The following is an 18,919-nucleotide window of genomic DNA, read 5'->3' as shown; positions in this document are numbered from 1 at the left end:
CGTCTACGGGGTGTCGAACACGCCGTTCAGCCAGCCCTGCCAGGCGGCTTCGTCACGCCCGGCGTCGGCGTCCGCCGCGAAGTCGTGGACGCTGATGCCGACCGGCGCGCCCCAGTGGTTGCGCCCGAAGAAGCGGATGAGGGCGTCGTCGGTGCGCAGGCCGATGAAGTACGGGTTGCGGTAGTCGACCACCGCGTCCAGGGTCCCGCCGCCGGGCCCCCGGGCGGTCACCTTGGCCCCCTCGGCCGTGTCGTCGGACAGCCCCAGGGCCCGGCCGACGGCGGTGAACGCGTCGGGCGCCTGCGAGGCCGCGGGCCCGTTGAGCGTCGTGAACGCGACCGGCCGGGGCGCGAAGTGCGTGAGGTACTGGCGCAGGGTGTGCAGATAGAAGTCGGTGTGCTTGCTCGCGCCGTCGTACTGGTTGTCCCAGTCGTCGGTGAAGATCCCGCTGTGCACGTAGCGCACCCAGGCACGGCGGCCCTCGTCGCGCGGCTCGATGGTGTTGTCCAGCTGGTTGAGGCTCTGGGTGGGGAACCCGACGTCCTCGCTGCGTGAGGTCAGCCGGTGCGGCGGGTCCCAGTTGGTGAGGGTGGATCCGAAGGGGCCCACACGACGCTCGCCGTCGAACTCCATGGGCCACAGCCAGCCCCCGGTACCGGTGGTGAGGGCGTCCCACACCTGTTCGGGCGTGGCGTCGACCTCGTACTCGCGGGCGATCTCGAATTCCTTGGACATGGGGGCTCCTGCTCAGTGGGTCTCGGGGTCGTTCTCAGGGGTGGGCCGGCCGGTGTCGGCGGCCTCGGCGATCGCGGTCTCCGCGCCGGCCGCCTCCGTCACCGCCCTCTCCGTCACCGCGGGGTCCGTCGTGGCGGTGCCGGTCCCGGCGGGGTCCTTGACCGTGGGATGGAGGGCGACGACGATCCGGTGGTCCCGTCCGCCGTCGGCGCCGGGAGCGTCGAACTTGCGGATCAGGGCGCTCACTCCGGCCGTCAGCTCCTGGACGAAGGCCGCACGGTCGGCGGCCGAGGCGAAGCGGACCTCGCCGTCCAGCGCGTAGGTCGCCAGCCGTTTGCGGGCCTTCGCCGCACCGGTGACCAGTGAGCCGACGTCCCGGACCAGCCGGGCGCCGAGGGCGAGCAGCCAGCGGGCGGACAGCTGGTCGCGGAAGCGGTCCGGATCGGGCTGCACGGCGGACAGGGCGAGCGGTGAGATGACGTACGAGGCGGCGGTCGCGCGCATGAGCCGCTCGGTCACGTTGCCCTTGCGGCGCTCCCCCGCCAGCTCGACCAGGCCGTGCCGCTCCAGCGCCTTGAGGTGGTAGTTCACCTTCTGCCGGGGCAGTCCGACCTTGCCGGCCAGCATGGCGGCCGACGCGGGCCCGGCGGCCAGCTCGGCCAGCAGCCGGGCCCGCACGGGGTCCAGCGAGACGGCGGCGGCCTCTGCGTCCTCGATCACGGTCACGTCCAACATGACCCCACCGTCTCACCGAAAACTTTTTTTGTCCAGACGGATGAAATGTTCGGCGAGTCGGGCGGCGGCCGCGTGGGCGGGGCGAGCCGTGGGCCTCCGGGGACGCGCCTCACCGGCACGGCCGGTCGAGCCGTGGGCCGCCGGTGCGGGGGGTCAGTCGGGTACGAGGCCGTAGAGGTGCTCGTACCGGGTGACCGTGCTGCTCTTCAGCCCCGGCCAGCTCCGGACCCGCTCCCACAGGGCCGTGGCCGAGCCGATCCCGTCGCCGGGCGCGGCGAGGGCCTCGAGGTGGGCCTCGGCGCTCTCCCACTCGGCGTAGTTGAGGACCCGGGTGCCGTCGGTGCCGAGGTGGAAGTGGGCGCCGATGCCGCCGGGATGCGGGTTCGGCTCGCCGTCCAGCGCTTCGAGGACGGCGTCGACCCAGGCACGCTGCCGGCCGGGGTCCGGGCTCTCGAACTCCACGTCGACGATCACGACGCAGCCGGGGACACGTCCGTCGCGATCCGCCGGACCGACGCCGCGGTAGCGCCGGAAACGGCCGGGCCCCAGTCGCTCGATGCCGGGGACGGCGGTGTCGATCTCGTCGGCGCGCTCCTGACGGTGCGTCTTCACGTAGGCCTCGTGGGCCTGTTCGCTCGTCCACTGCGCGTAGTGCAGCAGACGGGAGGCGTCGTGCCCGGCGTACACATGGTGGCCGAGCAGCCCGTCGGCGGGCCAGGGGCGGCGCTCCCAGGCCCGGGCGACGGCTTCGGCCGCCTGCTGCCGGCGCAGCGGTGTGCCCAGCCTCCAGACGCTGAAGAAGGGCGCGCCGACGCGCGGGTCGGCGGGGTCGGGGTGCGCGTGGGTACGGCGGGTCATACGGGCCTCCGGTGGTCGGCCGTCAAGGACGTACCGACCACCCTTCGACCTCGACCGTGGTCGAGGTCAAGCCCGTCCCGGCGCCTCCCTCACTCCTCCCCGCCGGCCGGCCGTTCGTCGAGCCGGGTCAGCTGCGTCTGGAACCAGTCGAGCCGGGCCTGCAACAGGGCGGCCTCCGCGACGAGTTCGGGGACACCGAGCCCCTCGGGCAGCTCCGTGGCGGGCTGCGCACCGCGGCCCGCCACGACCCGCAGTCCGTCTCCGGCCAGCCGGGCGAACGCGGCGAGCGACACGGACGTACGCCCGCGCACACAGCCCGCGCACGCCGCCGCGAGCGCGCGCCACCCTGGCCTCCCCCAGCCGGCGTCGGCGAGGGCACCGGCCACGGCACCGCAGGAGCACGGGCCGACGGTCGCGGTCCGTACCCGCTGGCGGGCGTACCGGAAACCCCGCTCGAAGCGGATGTAGGCACCCAGGACGGTGACTTCGAGAAGCACGGCCGCCCGGTGCTCCGCGGTGCACAACAGCGCCTCGGCGGTGGCCCGGTCGTGCACACAGTGGAAGCCGCAGTCGCAGCGGCGGTGCGGCGCCCGATGCCGCCGTCCGTAGACGCAGCGCGCCTCGTCCAGCACTCCGTACGGCAGCGCACCGCCCAGCGACACACCGGTGAACCCGGCCCGGGTGCCGTCCTGGGACAGCATCGGGTGGGCGATCTTGTATCCGGTCGGCGGCTCCGTCGGGCGTTCCTCGGGGAGCCGCAGCCTCATCGGCCGGCCGCGACCTCTTCGGGCACGGACGTCTCCGGCTCCTCGACCGCCTCGGGCAGTCGAAGTCCGTCCTCCTGCGTCCGGTCCTGTTCTTCCGCGACTCCGGTGGCGAGTGCCTTGCCCAGCCTCATGACGCCTCCCGCGATCTGCCGACGACTGTCGTCCGGGCCATAGTGACCCACAACAGGGCGAGTTGGCACCAGGGCCGCCGCTTCTCGCGGGCGCACGCCCGGCGGACGGAGCCGGCACTGCTTAGCATCTGTTGCTTGCACTTCGTAGAAGAATTAAGTGGAGCTTCACGGTCGAGGTGCCGAGACTACCGTCATGACCACTGCCACGACCGACTCCACGACGCCGGCGCCGGCGCACGCCGCACCGTTCGGCCGCGCCCTGTGCGCCATGATCACGCCCTTCACGGACAGCGGCACACTCGACCTCGACGGTGCCCAGCGGCTCGCCGACCGGCTGGTCACCGAGGGCTGCGACGGCCTGGTGCTGTCCGGCACCACCGGTGAGTCCCCGACCACGACGGATGCGGAGAAGGCCTCGCTGGTGCGGGCGGTGCGCGAGGCGGTGGGCGACCGGGCGGCGCTCGTGGCGGGGGTGGGCACCGCCGACACGCGGCACACGGTCGACCTGTCGCTTCAGGCCGAAAAGGCAGGAGCGGACGGCCTGTTGGTGGTCTCCCCCTACTACAGCAGGCCCCCGCAGGACGCGCTGGAGGCCCACTTCCTGGACATCGCGGACGCCGTCGGGCTGCCTCTCGCGCTCTACGACATCCCGGGACGCACCGGCACCCGCATCGAGCCGGAGACCATGATCCGGCTCGCCCGGCACCCGAGGATCGTGGCGGTCAAGGACTGCGCGTACGACCTGCTGGGCACCCAGAAGGTGCTGGCCCGCACCGAGTTGGCGTACTACGCGGGCTGCGACGAGTACGTCCTCGCGCTGTACGCGATCGGCGCGGCCGGTTACGTCAGCACGGTGGCCAATGTGGTGCCTCGTCAGTTCCGTTCCATCGTCGACGCGTTCGACGCCGGCGACACCGCCATGGCCGCCCAGGGCCAGCGGCAGGTGCTCCCGCTGGTGGAGTCGATGATGTCCGCCGGTCTGCCCGGAGCGGTCACGGCGAAGGCGTTGCTCAACTCGCTCGGGCTGCCCGCCGGTCCGGTGCGGGCGCCGCTGCGGCCCGCCGGCCGGGAGGCGGTCGACGGGCTGCTGGCGGCTCACCGGGAGGCGACCGGCGTGGGCGGAACGGCGGTCAGCGGGCGCTGAACAAGGGCTCCCAGGAGCCCATTTCGTTCATCATCTGCGGCCCGTAGGCGGTGAGCGGTACGACCTTGGACGAGCCGAGGGTGAGCAGGGCGAGCCGGTGGGGATGGTCGCCGTGCCGGCTGTTCTCGAAGACGATGAGCCTCTTGTTGTCGGCCCAGGCAAGAAGCGCCATGTAGTCGGACACCTTCGGCACGTCCTTGCCGGTCGTCATGTCCCGCACTCCCGACGGATGGACCAGGAACTTCTTGTCGGGCGAGTATCCGGCCAGATCGAGCTCGAACTTCCTCTCGTTCACGGGCGTGGCCACGCTCCTGCCCGAAAGATCGTGGTACTGGCGGTGGGGCTGGGTGACGATGTGCTCGTAGAGCAGGGTGCTGTCGGCGCTGAAGCGGAAGTCCCAGCGGCCGCCCTGCGAGCGTCCCCACTCGTCCTTCCAGTCCGGCGCCCGGTGCCATTCCGTGCGCCCGGAGGCCACGTCGATGATGCTGAAACCGGTACGGCAGGCCACGCCCTTCAGCATCCAGCCCTTCTCACCGTCGGGACCGGAGGTCTCGATCCTGTGGCTCCAGTAGCGCCGGTCCGGATCGCTGGAGTACGTCGTCGCGACGATCTTCCTGCCGTCGGGCGAGAGCGCGACACCGGCGACGCCCTGCGGGACCGGGATCCAGCGGCGGATCTCACCGGTCGTCAGGTCGAGCAGTCCGACGCGCCGGGCGGGGAGCGTGCGTTCCAGCACGGCCGCGGTCCGTGAGCTCGGCGCGGTGTCGATGACGGACCACCGGGTGTCCTTCACATACCGTCCGGTCTTCCGGTCCAGCCGTTGGTAGGTGCGGGTGAGAACCTCGTCCTTGTCCGGCTGCTTCACCAGCGACTGGACGCTGAACGCGGCGAGCACGGTGCCGCCCGCGGCGACCATGTCGCGCGGCGGATACTGATCGGGCCGGGCGACGATGTCAGCGCTCCGGTCGACCGGGCCCGCCGGACGCACGTCCTGCCCGCCGCCGTCGAGCCGCGGGACGCCCACCGTCACGGCGATGGCCGCCACGGTCGCCAGCGCGGCGCCGGCGATCGTACGAGCCCTGCGGCGCCGGCGGACGGCGAGCACACGGTCGGCGAATCCCGGCGGAGTGCGCGGATCGTCCTCGGCCTGCTCCCGGAACGTGTCGCGGATCAGTTCTTCGACGTTCACCGGTGTACCTCCACGGGCGAGAAGTCACGGGACGGCGGCTGCGGCTCGCGCCCCTGGCCGAGCGCGGCCAGTTCGGGAGCGAGTCTCCGCAGCCGGGCGAGCGAGCGATGGGTCGTGGAACGCACGGTTCCGACGGAGCAGCCGAGGAGCCGGGCCACATCGGCCTCGGGCAGGTCCTCGAAGTAGCGCAGCACCAGCACGGTGCGCTGCCGTGCGGTCAGCCGGGCCAGCGCCCCACGCATCACGACGCGCAGTTCGGCGGCGGCGGAGAGGTCCGCGCCGGGCGCGGTCTCGGGCGGCTCCGCGACGCTCAGTTCGCGTCGCGGCCACTTCAGCCGCCACCGGCCCACCTGCTGCCGGTACAGGATCTGCCGTACGTACGCCTCGGGTTCGTCGATCTGGTGCCAGCGTCCGGCGGCCTTGATCAGGGCGTTCTGCAGCAGGTCCTCGGCCGCGTGCCGGTCGCCGCCGCTGAGCAGCACCGCGGTCTTCAGCAGAGCCGACGACCGGTTGGCCACGAACTGTCGGAAGCTCTCCTGCGCCTCGGCATCCATCGTCACCTTCTCTTCCCCGGCGGCTCCGGTGAACCGCCCCTGTGCCCCTTGTGACGCCCCCGCCCGGCCGCCGCTATGCCTGGCCCCGGGAAGAATTTCGGAGCAGGTCCCGGCGGGCGTCCCTTACGGTGACGAGGTGAGCCGACCGCTGCTGTTCCTCGACGTCGACGGGCCTCTCAACCCGTACGCGGCCCAGCCGGAGCGCCGTCCGGCGGGCTACACGACGATCCGGGTGGCGCTGACGCCGGGCAGGCCGCTGCGGGTGTGGCTGCACCCCGACCACGGCCGGGCGCTCCTCGCCCTCGACTACGACCTGTGCTGGGCGACCACCTGGATGGACGCGGCGAACCGCTGGATCGGTCCCGTCATCGGGCTGCCCGAGATCCCGTACGTCGACTTCACCGGCGCCCTGTTCGCCGAGCGGCCCGACGGAGTGCACTGGAAGACGGAGCGGATCGTCGCGTACGCGCAGGACCGCCCCTTCGCCTGGGTGGACGACGAACAGAGCCCGGCCGACGACGCGTACGTCGCCGCCCGCCACCCCGCGCCCGCGCTGCTGCGCCACGTCGATCCCCGGCTCGGTCTCGGTGAGGACGACTTCACGGCGCTGGCCGAGTTCACCGCGGGCCTGCCCCGATGACGCGTGTGCCCTCCCGCGGACGGCGGGAGGGCACACGGCGCGGGCCGAGCTAGTTGTGGCTGTGCAGGACCTCGTTGAGTCCGCCCCACACGGCGTTGTTCGGCCGGGCCTCGACCGTGCCGGTGACCGAGTTGCGGCGGAAGAGGATGTTGGAGGCGCCGGAGAGCTCGCGGGCCTTGACGATCTGGCCGTCGGGCATCGTCACGCGGGTGCCCGCGGTGACGTACAGGCCGGCCTCGACCACGCACTCGTCGCCGAGCGCGATGCCGACGCCCGCCTCGGCGCCGACCAGGCAGCGCTCGCCGATGGTGATGCGGACGTTGCCGCCGCCGGAGAGGGTGCCCATCGTGGAGGCGCCACCACCGATGTCGGAACCGTCGCCGACCACGACACCCGCGGAGATACGGCCCTCGACCATGGAGGTGCCGAGAGTGCCCGCGTTGAAGTTCACGAAGCCCTCGTGCATGACCGTCGTGCCCTCGGCGAGGTGCGCGCCGAGGCGGACCCGGTCGGCGTCGGCGATGCGGACGCCCTTCGGGGCGACGTAGTCCGTCATGCGCGGGAACTTGTCGATCGACGTCACCTGGAGGTGCAGCCCCTCCGCGCGGGCGTTCAGCCGGACCTTCTCGACGTCGTCGACGGCGACCGGACCGAGCGAGGTCCAGGCGACGTTGGCGAGGTGGCCGAAGATGCCGTCCAGGCTCTGGCCGTGCGGCTTCACCAGGCGGTGCGAGAGCAGGTGCAGCCGCAGGTAGGTGTCGTGCGCGTCGAGCGGCTTGTCGTCCAGGGAGGCGATGACCGTACGGACCGCGACCACCTCGACGCCACGACGGGCGTCCGGGCCGACGGCCTTGGCCGCACCCTCGCCGAGCAGCTCCACGGCGCGCTCGGCGGACAGCCGCTCGGTGCCGGCCGGGCCGGGCTCGGCGGACAGTTCGGGAGCGGGGAACCAGGTGTCGAGGACGGTGCCGTCGGCGGTGACGGTGGCAAGCCCGGCGGCGACGGCGCCGGTGGTGCGAGTAGCAGTCGTGTCGGTCATGGGTGAAACCTAACTTGGCGGGGGCCGCGCGGGCGAACCGGTGTGCCCGGCGTCTCAGCGTGCGGGCGCACGGTCCGCCCGGCTCCGCGTCGGGGCCGCTCGCTCCTTGCCGACCAGGGCGACTTCGGGGACCGCCGCGTCGTCCATGTCGGCGACGGACGTCCGGGTGCGGTCCCTTCAACGGCCGGCCGCACGCCGCCGGACCGAAGCGCCGGCCGCACGCCGCCGGACCGCAGGCCCGTGCACGGAGTGTGCGGTCAGCCGATGAGCCGGCGCAGCGCCTCGCGGGCGTACGCCTCGTCGTACGGCGTGCCGGTCAGCAGCACCTGGAGACAGATCCCGTCCATCAGGGCGACCAGCGCCCGCGCCGTCACGGGGTCGGTGCGCCGGGCGAGCGGGTCCACGAGGCTCTGGACCCACTCGGCCGCGACGGGACGCAGGGCCGGGCGGCGCAGAGCGGCGAGGTAGAGCTCGTACTCCAGCTCCACGCCGGTCGGATCGCCCGCGAGCCACTCGCCCATCAGACCGGCGAGGTCGGAGGCGAGGTCGGTCCGTGGGTCCTCCAGCGCGCCGCGCGCGGCGACGACCTTGGCGAAGCCCTCGTTGGCCTGGCGCAGGGCGGCGACCATCAGCTCGTCGAGCGTCCTGAAGTGGTAGGTGGTGGAGCCGAGCGGCACATCGGCCTCGGCCGCGACGGTCCGGTGGCTCAGCCCGGCGATTCCCCTGGCGCCCACGACGCGGATCGCCGCGTCGATGATCCGCTGCCGTCGCTCGGGGTCGTACCGGCGGGCCATCAGTGCGCACCGCCGAGGTTCAGCAGCACGACCCCGCCGATGATCAGGGCGATCCCGGCGAGCTTGGCCGCGCCGATCCCCTCCCCGAGGAAGACCATGCCGATCGCGGCGATGACCGCGGTGCCGACACCCGCCCAGATCGCGTAGGCCGTGCCGACCGAGACGGTCTTCAGCGTCTGGGCGAGCAGCGCGAACGCGACGACGTACCCGAGGAGGGTCACCAGCGACGGCCACAGCCTGCTGAAACCCTCGCTGTACTTCATGGCGGTGGTCGCGGCCACCTCCGCGGCGATGGCTCCGCCGAGCAGCACATATCCCATGCGTACGAGTGTACTTATCGATGCGTACGCCCGTACACAAACTGCTCCCCCCTCCCCCATGGGCACCGGGCGGCGCACCGGATATCGTTCGCGATCATCACAGTGGGGGCGGAGTCGTCGGACTCCCGGAGCATGGGAGCGCAAGAAGAATGTCGGACACATCGGGGTGGGGACCAGCGGGGCCGTACGGAGGCCCTCCGGCGGGCTGGGGCTGGACACCGCCGCCCCCGCCGCCCAAGCCGGGGGTGATACCCCTCGCCCCGCTCGGCGTGGACCATGTCTTCGGCGGTGCCTTCACGACGATGCGCCGGTACGCCAAGCCGCTGTTCGGGCTCGCGGCGCTGGCCCAGCTGGCCCTGGTGGTGCTGATCGGGGGCGCGGCCGTCCTCGCGTACTTCTCGGTGAGTGACCGGCTGGACGTCCTGTACGACAGCGACCGGCGCCCGCGCTGGAGCGACGTCCAGCCCGTCCTGGTCGCCTTCGGCGGCGTCTGGGCCTTCGCGATGATCGCCGTGCTGGTCGCGAGCGCCTTCGTACAGGCGTCCTGTGTCGCCACCCTGCACGACGCGGTCCTCGGCCGGCGGGCCGGCATCGGCCAGGTGTGGCGGCGTTCCTGGCCGCGCACGCTGTCCGTGCTCGGCGTGAACCTGCTCATGGGGCTGATCCTGCTGATCCCCATGCTGCTGTTCGCCGCGATGGCCGTCTCGCTCTTCGCGGCGCTGCTCGCCGGCAGCGACAGCCTGTTCGGGATCTTCTTCCTGCTCCTGCTGCTGGCCATGCCGCTGACGGTCTGGCTCTGGGTGCTCTTCTCCTTCGCCCCGGCCGCCGCCGTGCTGGAGGCCGCCCGGCCGGTCGAGGCGCTGCGGCGGTCGATGCGGCTGATCCGGGGCGCCTGGTGGCGCACGTTCGGGATCACGCTGCTCGGCGGACTGACCGTGCTGATCGTCTCGCTGGTGCTGCGCATCCCCACGGTGTTCACGACGCCCAGCCCCCAGCCCTACGACCCCTCGTCGCCGCAGCCCACGAGCATGTCGGACGCGTTCGCGCAGAGCCTGCCGCACCTGGGCCTGTCGTTCACGCTCTCGACGGTCCTCAGCGTCGTCGCCCAGGCGTTCACGATGGTGTTCATGCCGCTGATCACCACCCTGCTCTACATCGACCGGCGCATCCGCCGCGAAGGTCTCGCCGACGTCCTGCTGCGGGCGGCGGAGGCCAACCCGCGCGTCTGAGGGACTGCCGGGTCACGAAGCGCTCCGCGCCGCCCCGGACAGGGCGGCCGGACTGCAGGCGACGGGATTCGGTTCCCGCACCCGCGCCACGCGGTCGAGCAGCCTCCGCTTGGCGTGGGCGGCCCGTCGCGAGAACTCCACGCGCCGGTAGCGCAGCAGCTCGGCGGGGTCGGGCCGGACGGCGCCGGCGAGCGGGTACCCCCGGGAGACGAGGCGGTCGCCCAGCACGTCGTCGCACAGCGCGATCTGAGCGGGTGTCAGCCGGGTCGTCCAGCTGCCCGCGCGCGAGACGTCGAGCTTGCCGTGGGTGCGCCGGTGCCAGGTCTTGCGCGCGGGCACCGCCACCCCGGCCATCCGGTGCGGCTCGCTCATCACGGGGTGGTACTCCTCCCCCAGGAAGCCGCACACCTCCCGCAGCCGGCCCTCGGGATCGGCGACCAGGTCCTCGAAGCGCAGCTCGTGCCAGCTGCCGGGGCCGAGTGTCCCGGCGTGCCCGCGGGTGGTGTCCATGACCTGCGACCAGGTCGCCACGGCCTCGTGGAAGCCGCGGTGCCACCAGGGCATGCCGAGCAGCGAGGCGACGCAGTCACGTCCGTCGCGGACGAGATGGACGAACTGGGCGTCGGGGAACAGCCGCAGCAGCTCGGCGACATGCAGGGCGTACGCGGGCCGCTTGTCGCCCCAGCGGACCTTCCCGTGTTCCTCGGCGTACGCCTTCAAGGTGATGCCGAGTGCCGATCCGAGCGTCGGGGGACCGTCGCTGATGCGCCGCGCGACCTGCCCGGCGTCCACGCCCAGTTCGTGGAACCGGGTCTGTCGGCGCCCGGTGATCCACCGCGCCAGACCGGCCCGGTTCTCGCGTTCCCGGAGGTCGCCGAAACCCAGCCTCCCCTCGTAGGCCGGCAGGACGAACCGCGTCTCGGGCGGCAGCGCGATCCGTGGATGCGCGTGCAGCATCAGCTGGAGAAGGGTGGTCCCGGAGCGGGGACAGCCGAGGACGAAGACGGGGCGCACGGATTCTGGCACGGCCCCACGCTGTCGCGCCCCGATGAGCCCGCCCTGGGAGGCCACTGAGAAAGCCGTGTGAACGCCGGCCGCGCGGAGCGGGAGGGGCACGACACGACGACGGCCCCCGGCACGGTTGCCGGGGGCCGTCGTCGACTCGCGCGTCGGACGCGGGGGTTGCTCAGACGTTGAAGCCGAGGGCGCGAAGCTGCTCGCGGCCGTCGTCCGTGATCTTGTCCGGGCCCCACGGCGGCATCCAGACCCAGTTGATGCGCAGTTCGTTGACGAGGCCGTCCGTGGCGGACTTGGCCTGGTCCTCGATGACGTCGGTGAGCGGACAGGCCGCCGACGTCAGGGTCATGTCGATCGTCGCGATGTTCGCGTCGTCGATGTGGATCCCGTAGATCAGACCGAGGTTGACGACGTCGATGCCCAACTCGGGGTCGACGACGTCGTACAGCGCCTCGCGGAGTTCCTCCTCGGAGGCCGGCTTCGTCGTCAGGGTCTCGTTCTCGCTCATGCCGTCTTCCTCGCAGCCTTGTCGGGCTCGTCACCCAGTGCCTGGGCCGTCGCGTCCTTCCACGCCATCCAGCTCAGCAGGGCGCACTTGACCCGGGCCGGGTACTTGGAGACACCGGCGAACGCGACCGCGTCCTCCAGCACCTCCTCCATCGCGTCGTCGGGCTCGACCCTGCCCTTGGACTGCATCAGTTCCAGGAAAGTCTCCTGGACCTTCTGCGCCTCGGACACGTCCTTGCCGACGAGCAGTTCGTTCAGTACGGAGGCCGAGGCCTGGCTGATCGAGCAGCCCTGGCCCTCGTACGAGATGTCCTCGATCCGCTCGCCGTCGTACTTCACGCGCAGCGTGATCTCGTCGCCGCACGTCGGGTTGACGTGGTGCACCTCGGCATCGCCATCCCGCAAGCCCCGCCCGTGCGGGTGCTTGTAGTGGTCCAGGATGACTTCCTGGTACATCGAATCAAGCTTCACGTTTCAGCCAGCCCCTCAGCCGAAGAAGTTCCGGACGTGCTCCAGGCCGTCCACCAGCGCGTCGATCTCGGCCGGCGTGGAGTACAGATAGAACGACGCTCGCGTGGTCGCAGGAATTCCGTACCGCAGGCAGACCGGACGTGCGCAGTGGTGCCCCACGCGGACGGCGATGCCCTGCTCGTCCAGGACCTGGCCCACGTCGTGCGGGTGGATGTCACCCAGCGTGAACGAGATCGCGGCACCGCGGTCCTCGGCCGTGGTCGGGCCGATGATCCGCAGGTCGGGGACCTCCGCGAGCCGCTTCACCGCGTACTCGGTGAGGGCGTGCTCGTGGGCGAGGATCTTGTCCATGCCGATCGAGGACAGGTAGTCGATCGCCGCACCGAGCCCGACCGCCTGCGCGATCGGGGGCGTGCCCGCCTCGAACTTGTGGGGCGCCGGCGCGTAGGTCGACGAGTGCATCGACACGGTCTCGATCATCTCGCCGCCGCCGAGGAACGGCGGCAGGTCCTCGAGCAGTTCCTGGCGGCCCCAGAGCACGCCGATGCCCGTGGGCCCGCACATCTTGTGACCGGTGAAGGCCACGAAGTCGGCCTGGAGGGCCTGGACGTCGAGGGGCATGTGGGGTGCCGCCTGCGAGGCGTCGATCAGGACCAGGGCGCCGACCTCCTGGGCGCGGCGCACTATCGCCTCGACCGGGTTCACGGTACCCAGGATGTTCGACACCAGCACGAAGGAGACGATCTTCGTCTTCTCGGTGATGACCTCGTCGATGTTGGAGAGGTCGAGGCGGCCGTCGTCGGTGAGGCCGAACCACTTCAGCTTCGCGCCCGTGCGCTGCGACAGCAGCTGCCACGGCACGATGTTGGAGTGGTGCTCCATCTCCGTGATGACGATCTCGGTCTCGTGGTCGACCCGGTAGGGCTCGTCGGCCCAGCCGAGCATGTTGGCCACGAGGTTGAGCGACTCGGAGGCGTTCTTGGTGAAGATCACCTCGTCGCGGCTCGGCGCGTTGATGAACGCGGCGACCTTGTCGCGCGCGCCCTCGTACAGCGCCGTGGCCTCCTCGGCGAGCACATGCACACCGCGGTGGACGTTGGCGTTGTACCGCTCGTAGTACTCGGCGAGGGCGTCCAGCACCTGGCGCGGCTTCTGCGAGGTCGCCGCGTTGTCCAGGTACACGATCTTCCGGCCGTCGTGGACCTGACGGTCCAGGATGGGGAAGTCCTTGCGGATCGCCTCGGTGTCGAGGAGGCCCGGCAGCTGTGTCACGCGGATGCGCCACCCTTCGTGTACGCCTCGTAGCCCTCGTTCTCCAGCTTGTCGGCGAGCTCGGGGCCACCCGACTCGACGATCTTGCCGCCGGCGAACACGTGGACGTGATCGGGCTTGATGTAGCGCAGGATGCGCGTGTAGTGAGTGATCAGCAGGGTGCCGACCTCGCCGGTCTCGCGGACGCGGTTGACGCCCTCGGAGACGATGCGCAGGGCGTCGACGTCCAGGCCGGAGTCGGTCTCGTCGAGGATCGCGATCTTCGGCTTGAGGAGCTCCAGCTGGAGGATCTCGTGACGCTTCTTCTCACCGCCGGAGAAGCCCTCGTTCACGTTGCGCTCGGCGAAGGAGGGGTCCATGTGGAGGTGCTCCATGGCCTCCTTGACCTCCTTCACCCAGGTGCGCAGCTTGGGGGCCTCGCCGCGGATCGCGGTGGCGGAGGTGCGCAGGAAGTTGGAGACGGAGACGCCGGGGACCTCGACCGGGTACTGCATCGCCAGGAACACGCCGGCACGGGCGCGCTCGTCGACGGACATCTCCAGGACGTCCTCACCGTCGAGGGTGACGGTGCCGCCGGTGATGGTGTACTTCGGGTGGCCCGCGAGCGAGTAGGCGAGAGTCGACTTGCCGGAGCCGTTGGGGCCCATGATGGCGTGGGTCTCGCCCTGCTTCACGGTGAGGTCGACGCCCTTGAGGATCTCCTTCGTGGCGTTGTCGGCCTCGACGGTGACGTGCAGGTCGTGGATTTCAAGCGTTGCCATGGGTTCCTCAGGACTCCTGGGTGAGGGAGACGAGCACGTCGTCCCCTTCGATCTTTACGGGGTATACGGGGACGGGGCGCGTCGCGGGAAGGCCGGACGGCTTGCCGGTACGGAGGTCGAAGCTGGAGCCGTGCAGCCAGCACTCGATCTGACAGTCCTCCACCTCGCCCTCGGAGAGGGAGACGTTCGCGTGCGAGCAGATGTCGTGGATCGCGAACACCTCGCCCTCGGTGCGGACGACCGAGACCGGCGTGCCGTCGAGCTCCACCCGCTTCGGGGTGTCGTCCTCCAGCTCGCTCAGTCCACAGGCGCGTACGAAGGTGGTGGTCATCAGACCGACGCCTCCAGCTCCTCGTCGATCTTCACGAGAAGGCGCTCTTCGATGTCGTCGACGCCGATCTGCTGGACCAGTTCGGCGAAGAATCCACGGACGACCAGGCGGCGGGCCTCACCGGCCGGGATGCCGCGGGCCATCAGGTAGAACAGCTGCTCGTCGTCGAAGCGGCCGGTGGCGGAGGCGTGGCCCGCGCCGACGATCTCGCCGGTCTCGATCTCCAGGTTCGGCACGGAGTCGACCCGGGCGCCGTCCGTGAGGACGAGGTTGCGGTTCATCTCGTAGGTGTCGGTGCCCTCGGCCTTGGCCTCGATGAGCACGTCACCGATCCACACCGCGTGCGCGCCGTCGCCCTGGAGCGCGCCCTTGTAGGCGACGTTGGACTTGCAGTGCGGGGTGTTGTGGTCGACGAGGAGACGGTGCTCCTGGTGCTGGCCCGAGTCCGTGAAGTACAGGCCGAACAGCTCGGCCTCGCCGCCGGTGCCGGCGTAGGCGACGCGCGGGTGCAGCCGGACCACGTCACCGCCGAAGGTGACGACGAACGACTTGAAACCGGCGTCCCGGCCGATCAGCGCGTTGTGCTGGCCGACGTGGACGGCCTTGTCGTCCCAGTCCTGGACGGAGACCACGGTGAGCTTGGCGCCGTCGCCGAGGATGTAGTCGACGTTGGCGGCGAGCACCGCGTCACCGGTGTGGTCGATGACCACGACGGCCTCGGCGAAGGCACCGAGCTCGATGACCTGGTGGCCGTAGGCGACTCCGCCCTCGCCGCGCACGGCGATGCGGATCGGCTCGGTGAGCACCGTCTCCTTGGGGACGGTGACGACACCGGCCTTCTCGAACGCCGAGTACGCCTGGGCGGCGATGCGGTCCACGGGGGTGCCGGCCCTGCCCAGCCGCGCGTCGTCACGGCCGACGGTCTCGACGACGACGCCCTCGGGCGCCTCGACGTCGACCTTCACGCCGTCGCCGGTCGCGACGGCGGTGCCGTCGTGCAGCCCGCGCAGCCGCTCCAGCGGCGTGAACCGCCATTCCTCCTCGCGGCCGTGGGGGACGGGGAAGTCCGCCACGTCGAAGGACGGAGGCGCGCTCATGCGCGTGGCGACGGTCGACTCGGCGGCCACCGCGATCTGGCCGGCGGTGGTGGATCCCAGCGGTGGGGGCCCCCCCGCTCGAGCGGAGCCGAGAGTGGGGGAGTTCTGAGCCTCAGCCATGGCTGTCGTAGTGCTCGCTTTCTGAGTAAGACGTGTGCTGACCGATGGGGCGGGGTTAGCCGACCGCGCCTTCCATCTGCAGCTCGATCAGCCGGTTGAGCTCGAGGGCGTACTCCATGGGCAGTTCCTTGGCGATCGGCTCGACGAAGCCGCGCACGATCATCGCCATCGCCTCGAACTCGGTCAGGCCACGGCTCATCAGGTAGAAGAGCTGGTCCTCGGAGACCTTGGAGACGGTCGCCTCGTGGCCCATGGACACGTCGTCCTCACGGACGTCGACGTACGGGTACGTGTCGGAGCGGGAGATGGTGTCGACGAGCAGTGCGTCGCACAGCACGTTCGACTTGGATCCGGCCGCGCCCTCGCCGATCTCGACCAGACCGCGGTAGGACGTACGACCGCCACCGCGCGCCACGGACTTCGACACGATGTTCGACGAGGTGTTCGGCGCCATGTGGACCATCTTGGAGCCGGCGTCCTGGTGCTGGCCCTCGCCCGCGAAGGCGATGGACAGGGTCTCGCCCTTGGCGTGCTCGCCCATCAGGTAGACGGCCGGGTACTTCATGGTGACCTTGGAGCCGATGTTGCCGTCGATCCACTCCATGGTCGCGCCCTCGTACGCCACGGCGCGCTTGGTGACCAGGTTGTAGACGTTGTTCGACCAGTTCTGGATGGTCGTGTAGCGGCAGCGGGCGCCCTTCTTCACGATGATCTCGACCACCGCGGAGTGCAGGGAGTCCGACTTGTAGATCGGCGCCGTACAACCCTCGACGTAGTGGACGTAGGCGTCCTCGTCGACGATGATCAGCGTCCGCTCGAACTGGCCCATGTTCTCCGTGTTGATACGGAAGTAGGCCTGGAGCGGGATCTCGACGTGCACGCCCTTCGGCACGTAGATGAACGAGCCGCCCGACCACACGGCGGTGTTCAGCGAGGCGAACTTGTTGTCACCGACGGGGATGACGGTGCCGAAGTACTCCTTGAAGAGCTCCGGGTGCTCCTTCAGCGCCGTGTCGGTGTCCAGGAAGATGACGCCCTGCTCCTCCAGGTCCTCGCGGATCTGGTGGTAGACGACCTCGGACTCGTACTGGGCCGCGACACCGGCGACGAGGCGCTGCTTCTCCGCCTCCGGGATGCCGAGTTTGTCGTACGTGTTCTTGATGTCCTCGGGCAGGTCCTCCCAGGACTCCGCCTGCTTCTCCGTGGAACGTACGAAGTACTTGATGTTGTCGAAGTCGATGCCCGACAGGTCCGAGCCCCAGTTGGGCATGGGCTTCTTGTCGAAGAGACGCAGGCCCTTGAGGCGGAGCTTGGTCATCCACTCCGGCTCGTTCTTCTTGGCCGAGATGTCCCGGACGACTTCCTCGCTCAGACCGCGCTTGGCAGAGGCGCCGGCCTCGTCGGAGTCGGCCCAGCCGTATTCGTACTTGCCCAGACCCTCGAGTTCGGGGTGGGCAGTCTCCGTGGGGAGAGTCATGCGGGGTTCCTCCCGGCCGTGCTTGCAGATGCGTTGTCGGTGTTCTTGGAAATCTTGGGGATGAACGTGGTGCACACCCCGTCGCCGTGGGCGATGGTCGCCAGCCGCTGGACGTGCGTGCCGAGCAACTGGGAGAAGAACTCGGTCTCCGCCTCGCACAGCTGCGGGAACTGCTCGGCGACGTGGGCGACGGGGCAGTGGTGCTGGCAGAGCTGCTCGCCCCGCTGGGGGTGCGGCGCGCTGCGCGCCGTAGCAGCGTACCCGTCGGCGCTCAAGGCCTTGGCCAGCGCTTCGGTGCGCTCCTCGGGGTCCGCGGCGTCGAGGGCCTCGCGGTAGGCGCGGGCCTGCGCGGCGATCCGGGCGCGGGCGAAGGAGAGGATCGCATCGTCCCCGCCCTCGCGGGCCGCGATCCAGCTCAGGGCGTCGGCGGCGAGCTTGTCGTAGGACTGGTCGAAGGCGTCCCGGCCGCAGTCCGTCAGGGCGAACACCTTGGCGGGACGGCCACGGGTACGCGCTCCGTAGACCCGCTGCTCGCGCGCGACCACCACGTCGTCGGCGACGAGTGCGTCGAGGTGACGGCGCACGGCGGCCTGGGTCAGCTCCAGCCGCCCGGCGAGGTCGGCCACGGTCGACGGGCCGTGATCCAGGATGGACCGCGCGACCCGGTTGCGTGTGGGCAACCCGGCCGCGAGATCCTCTCGCGGAGCCTCGCCAACGTTTTTCACAACGCCATTGTTGCGTAATTCCTCAGAGCCTGACAAGCCGCGCCCCGACGGGCCGACGGTGCCGTGCATCACTTAGGTATACCTAAGGTGACCTGCGGAAACGATCTTTGATCGATCAATTCGGTGGCGCGGGGACAGACCGTCCGGGAGACTCCCGAACCATGCCCACACCCCCTCCGACCGGCCCACTCGTCACTCGGGACACCCTCGCCGCGGGCCTTCGCGCGCTCGGGGTGCGGCCCGGGGAGACACTTCTCGTGCACTCCTCGCTCAGCGCCCTCGGCTGGGTGAACGGAGGCCCGGTCGCCGCCGTCCAGGCACTGCTCGACACGCTCGGTCCCGACGGCACCCTGGTGGTCCCCACGCAGTCCGGCGACCTGTCCGATCCGGCGCTGTGGGGCAATCCGCCCGTACCCGAGGAGTGGTGGGCGACCATCCGCGCCACCATGCCCGTGTACGACCCGCGGGTGACCCCCACCCGTGGTGTCGGTGTGATCCCGGAGACCGTGCGCAACTGGCCGGGCGCCCTGCGCAGCGCGCACCCGGAGACCTCGTTCGCGGCGCTCGGTCCACGCGCCGCGGCGATCCTCGACGGCCACGCGCCCGACTGCCGGCTCGGCGAGCGGAGCCCGCTGGCCCGCCTGGAGGCCGACGGCGCCCGCGTCCTGCTGCTGGGTGCCGGCTACGACACCTGCACCAGCTTCCATCTGGCCGAGTACCGCATCGCGTCGCCCGTCGTCGACGTGGGGCGGCCGTCCCCGCAGGGCTGGCGGACCGTCCGTGAGGTGTCGATCACCTCGGACGGGTTCGACGCGCTCGGCTCCGACTACGAACGGGACCGCCCCGTCGTCCGGGGCACCGTGGGCGCCGCCGACGCCCGGCTCTTCCCGGTCGCCGACGCCGTGGCGTACGCGGAGCGCTGGCTGGCGCTGCACCGCCCGCGCGAGCTCGCGGTCGATACGGCCCCCGGCGCCCCGGCACCCCGACGACGTCCTTAGAATTGCGC

The 18,919-nt window shown here is 70.9% G+C and carries 23 protein-coding genes; 4 read left to right on the top strand and 19 right to left on the bottom strand.

The window, feature by feature from the left end:
- Positions 1–3: 3 nt before the first annotated feature.
- The 5 genes from ABEB03_RS24140 to ABEB03_RS24120 form a co-directional block, all read right to left on the bottom strand.
- On the bottom strand, positions 4–735 hold the full coding sequence (locus tag ABEB03_RS24140) for an SRPBCC family protein (RefSeq protein WP_345653132.1): 732 nt from the start codon (positions 733–735) through the stop codon (positions 4–6).
- A gap of 12 nt (positions 736–747) precedes the next feature.
- Positions 748–1,470 (bottom strand): ArsR/SmtB family transcription factor, encoded by a 723-nt coding sequence (locus ABEB03_RS24135; RefSeq protein WP_345653129.1) that lies wholly within the window; start codon positions 1,468–1,470, stop codon positions 748–750.
- Positions 1,471–1,623: 153 nt separating this feature from the next.
- On the bottom strand, positions 1,624–2,328 hold the full coding sequence (locus ABEB03_RS24130) for an antibiotic biosynthesis monooxygenase (protein WP_345653126.1): 705 nt from the start codon (positions 2,326–2,328) through the stop codon (positions 1,624–1,626).
- Between the two features lie 89 nt (positions 2,329–2,417).
- Positions 2,418–3,095 carry a hypothetical protein gene (locus ABEB03_RS24125; protein WP_345653123.1) on the bottom strand — a complete coding sequence of 226 codons (678 nt, stop codon included), beginning with the start codon at positions 3,093–3,095 and terminating at the stop codon, positions 2,418–2,420.
- Entirely contained in the window at positions 3,092–3,226 is a 135-nt protein-coding gene (locus tag ABEB03_RS24120; RefSeq protein ID WP_345653120.1) for a hypothetical protein, read from the bottom strand. Before ABEB03_RS24120 ends, ABEB03_RS24125 begins: the two co-directional genes overlap by 4 nt.
- Positions 3,227–3,419: 193 nt before the next feature.
- Between ABEB03_RS24120 and dapA the strand changes: the two genes are divergently transcribed.
- Positions 3,420–4,370 (top strand): 4-hydroxy-tetrahydrodipicolinate synthase, encoded by a 951-nt coding sequence (dapA, locus tag ABEB03_RS24115; protein ID WP_345653117.1) that lies wholly within the window; start codon positions 3,420–3,422, stop codon positions 4,368–4,370.
- Here dapA and ABEB03_RS24110 read toward each other — a convergent pair.
- Entirely contained in the window at positions 4,357–5,559 is a 1,203-nt protein-coding gene (locus tag ABEB03_RS24110) for a WD40 repeat domain-containing protein (protein ID WP_345653114.1), read from the bottom strand. The genes dapA and ABEB03_RS24110 overlap by 14 nt on opposite strands.
- A complete protein-coding gene (locus ABEB03_RS24105; RefSeq protein ID WP_345653304.1) occupies positions 5,556–6,113 on the bottom strand; it encodes a SigE family RNA polymerase sigma factor in 558 nt (185 codons plus the stop codon). The genes ABEB03_RS24110 and ABEB03_RS24105 overlap by 4 nt, the downstream gene beginning before the upstream one ends.
- A gap of 136 nt (positions 6,114–6,249) precedes the next feature.
- On the opposite strand from ABEB03_RS24105, the gene ABEB03_RS24100 reads away from it, so the two are divergent.
- Positions 6,250–6,753: a hypothetical protein gene (locus tag ABEB03_RS24100; protein ID WP_345653111.1), complete on the top strand. Its 504-nt coding sequence runs from the start codon at positions 6,250–6,252 to the stop codon at positions 6,751–6,753.
- Between the two features lie 49 nt (positions 6,754–6,802).
- Here the strand turns inward: ABEB03_RS24100 and dapD are convergent, their stop codons facing one another.
- From dapD to ABEB03_RS24085, 3 genes are all read right to left on the bottom strand, one after another.
- Positions 6,803–7,792 carry a 2,3,4,5-tetrahydropyridine-2,6-dicarboxylate N-succinyltransferase gene (gene dapD, locus ABEB03_RS24095; protein ID WP_095933511.1) on the bottom strand — a complete coding sequence of 330 codons (990 nt, stop codon included), beginning with the start codon at positions 7,790–7,792 and terminating at the stop codon, positions 6,803–6,805.
- A gap of 257 nt (positions 7,793–8,049) precedes the next feature.
- Complete coding sequence (locus ABEB03_RS24090; protein ID WP_345653107.1) at positions 8,050–8,586, bottom strand: TetR/AcrR family transcriptional regulator; 537 nt, start codon at positions 8,584–8,586, stop codon at positions 8,050–8,052.
- Positions 8,586–8,906, bottom strand: a complete 321-nt coding sequence (locus ABEB03_RS24085) for a DMT family transporter (RefSeq protein ID WP_095933513.1) — start codon at positions 8,904–8,906, stop codon at positions 8,586–8,588. Before ABEB03_RS24085 ends, ABEB03_RS24090 begins: the two co-directional genes overlap by 1 nt.
- A 245-nt stretch (positions 8,907–9,151) precedes the next feature.
- Here ABEB03_RS24085 and ABEB03_RS24080 point away from each other — a divergent pair, with 245 nt between their 5' ends.
- Entirely contained in the window at positions 9,152–10,135 is a 984-nt protein-coding gene (locus ABEB03_RS24080; RefSeq protein ID WP_345653104.1) for a DUF7847 domain-containing protein, read from the top strand.
- 12 nt (positions 10,136–10,147) lie between these two features.
- Here ABEB03_RS24080 and ABEB03_RS24075 read toward each other — a convergent pair whose 3' ends face one another.
- The 9 genes from ABEB03_RS24075 to ABEB03_RS24035 form a co-directional block, all read right to left on the bottom strand.
- A complete protein-coding gene (locus ABEB03_RS24075) occupies positions 10,148–11,161 on the bottom strand; it encodes a sulfotransferase family protein (RefSeq protein ID WP_345653101.1) in 1,014 nt (337 codons plus the stop codon).
- A 160-nt stretch (positions 11,162–11,321) separates the two neighbouring features.
- Positions 11,322–11,660 (bottom strand): metal-sulfur cluster assembly factor, encoded by a 339-nt coding sequence (locus tag ABEB03_RS24070; RefSeq protein ID WP_028803403.1) that lies wholly within the window; start codon positions 11,658–11,660, stop codon positions 11,322–11,324.
- Complete coding sequence (gene sufU, locus ABEB03_RS24065; protein WP_028803404.1) at positions 11,657–12,130, bottom strand: Fe-S cluster assembly sulfur transfer protein SufU; 474 nt, start codon at positions 12,128–12,130, stop codon at positions 11,657–11,659. Before sufU ends, ABEB03_RS24070 begins: the two co-directional genes overlap by 4 nt.
- 15 nt (positions 12,131–12,145) lie before the next feature.
- The gene (locus ABEB03_RS24060) at positions 12,146–13,402 is read right to left on the bottom strand and encodes a cysteine desulfurase (RefSeq protein ID WP_095933516.1); all 1,257 of its coding nucleotides are present in this window, start codon (positions 13,400–13,402) and stop codon (positions 12,146–12,148) included.
- On the bottom strand, positions 13,399–14,163 hold the full coding sequence (sufC, locus tag ABEB03_RS24055) for a Fe-S cluster assembly ATPase SufC (protein ID WP_028803406.1): 765 nt from the start codon (positions 14,161–14,163) through the stop codon (positions 13,399–13,401). The genes ABEB03_RS24060 and sufC overlap by 4 nt, the downstream gene beginning before the upstream one ends.
- A gap of 7 nt (positions 14,164–14,170) precedes the next feature.
- Positions 14,171–14,494: a non-heme iron oxygenase ferredoxin subunit gene (locus tag ABEB03_RS24050; RefSeq protein WP_095933518.1), complete on the bottom strand. Its 324-nt coding sequence runs from the start codon at positions 14,492–14,494 to the stop codon at positions 14,171–14,173.
- A complete protein-coding gene (sufD, locus tag ABEB03_RS24045; protein WP_345653093.1) occupies positions 14,494–15,711 on the bottom strand; it encodes a Fe-S cluster assembly protein SufD in 1,218 nt (405 codons plus the stop codon). Before sufD ends, ABEB03_RS24050 begins: the two co-directional genes overlap by 1 nt.
- A 55-nt stretch (positions 15,712–15,766) precedes the next feature.
- The gene (sufB, locus tag ABEB03_RS24040; RefSeq protein ID WP_028803409.1) at positions 15,767–17,188 is read right to left on the bottom strand and encodes a Fe-S cluster assembly protein SufB; all 1,422 of its coding nucleotides are present in this window, start codon (positions 17,186–17,188) and stop codon (positions 15,767–15,769) included.
- Entirely contained in the window at positions 17,185–17,913 is a 729-nt protein-coding gene (locus tag ABEB03_RS24035; RefSeq protein ID WP_345653089.1) for a helix-turn-helix transcriptional regulator, read from the bottom strand. The genes sufB and ABEB03_RS24035 overlap by 4 nt, the downstream gene beginning before the upstream one ends.
- A gap of 161 nt (positions 17,914–18,074) precedes the next feature.
- Between ABEB03_RS24035 and ABEB03_RS24030 the strand changes: the two genes are divergently transcribed.
- The gene (locus ABEB03_RS24030) at positions 18,075–18,911 is read left to right on the top strand and encodes an AAC(3) family N-acetyltransferase (RefSeq protein ID WP_345653086.1); all 837 of its coding nucleotides are present in this window, start codon (positions 18,075–18,077) and stop codon (positions 18,909–18,911) included.
- Positions 18,912–18,919: the final 8 nt, after the last annotated feature.

The organism is Streptomyces siamensis, assembly GCF_039543605.1.
GTDB classification, from domain to species: Bacteria; Actinomycetota; Actinomycetes; order Streptomycetales; family Streptomycetaceae; genus Streptomyces; species Streptomyces siamensis.
Note: the sequence above shows the minus strand (reverse complement) of the source record. Positions and strands in the feature narration are given on the sequence as shown.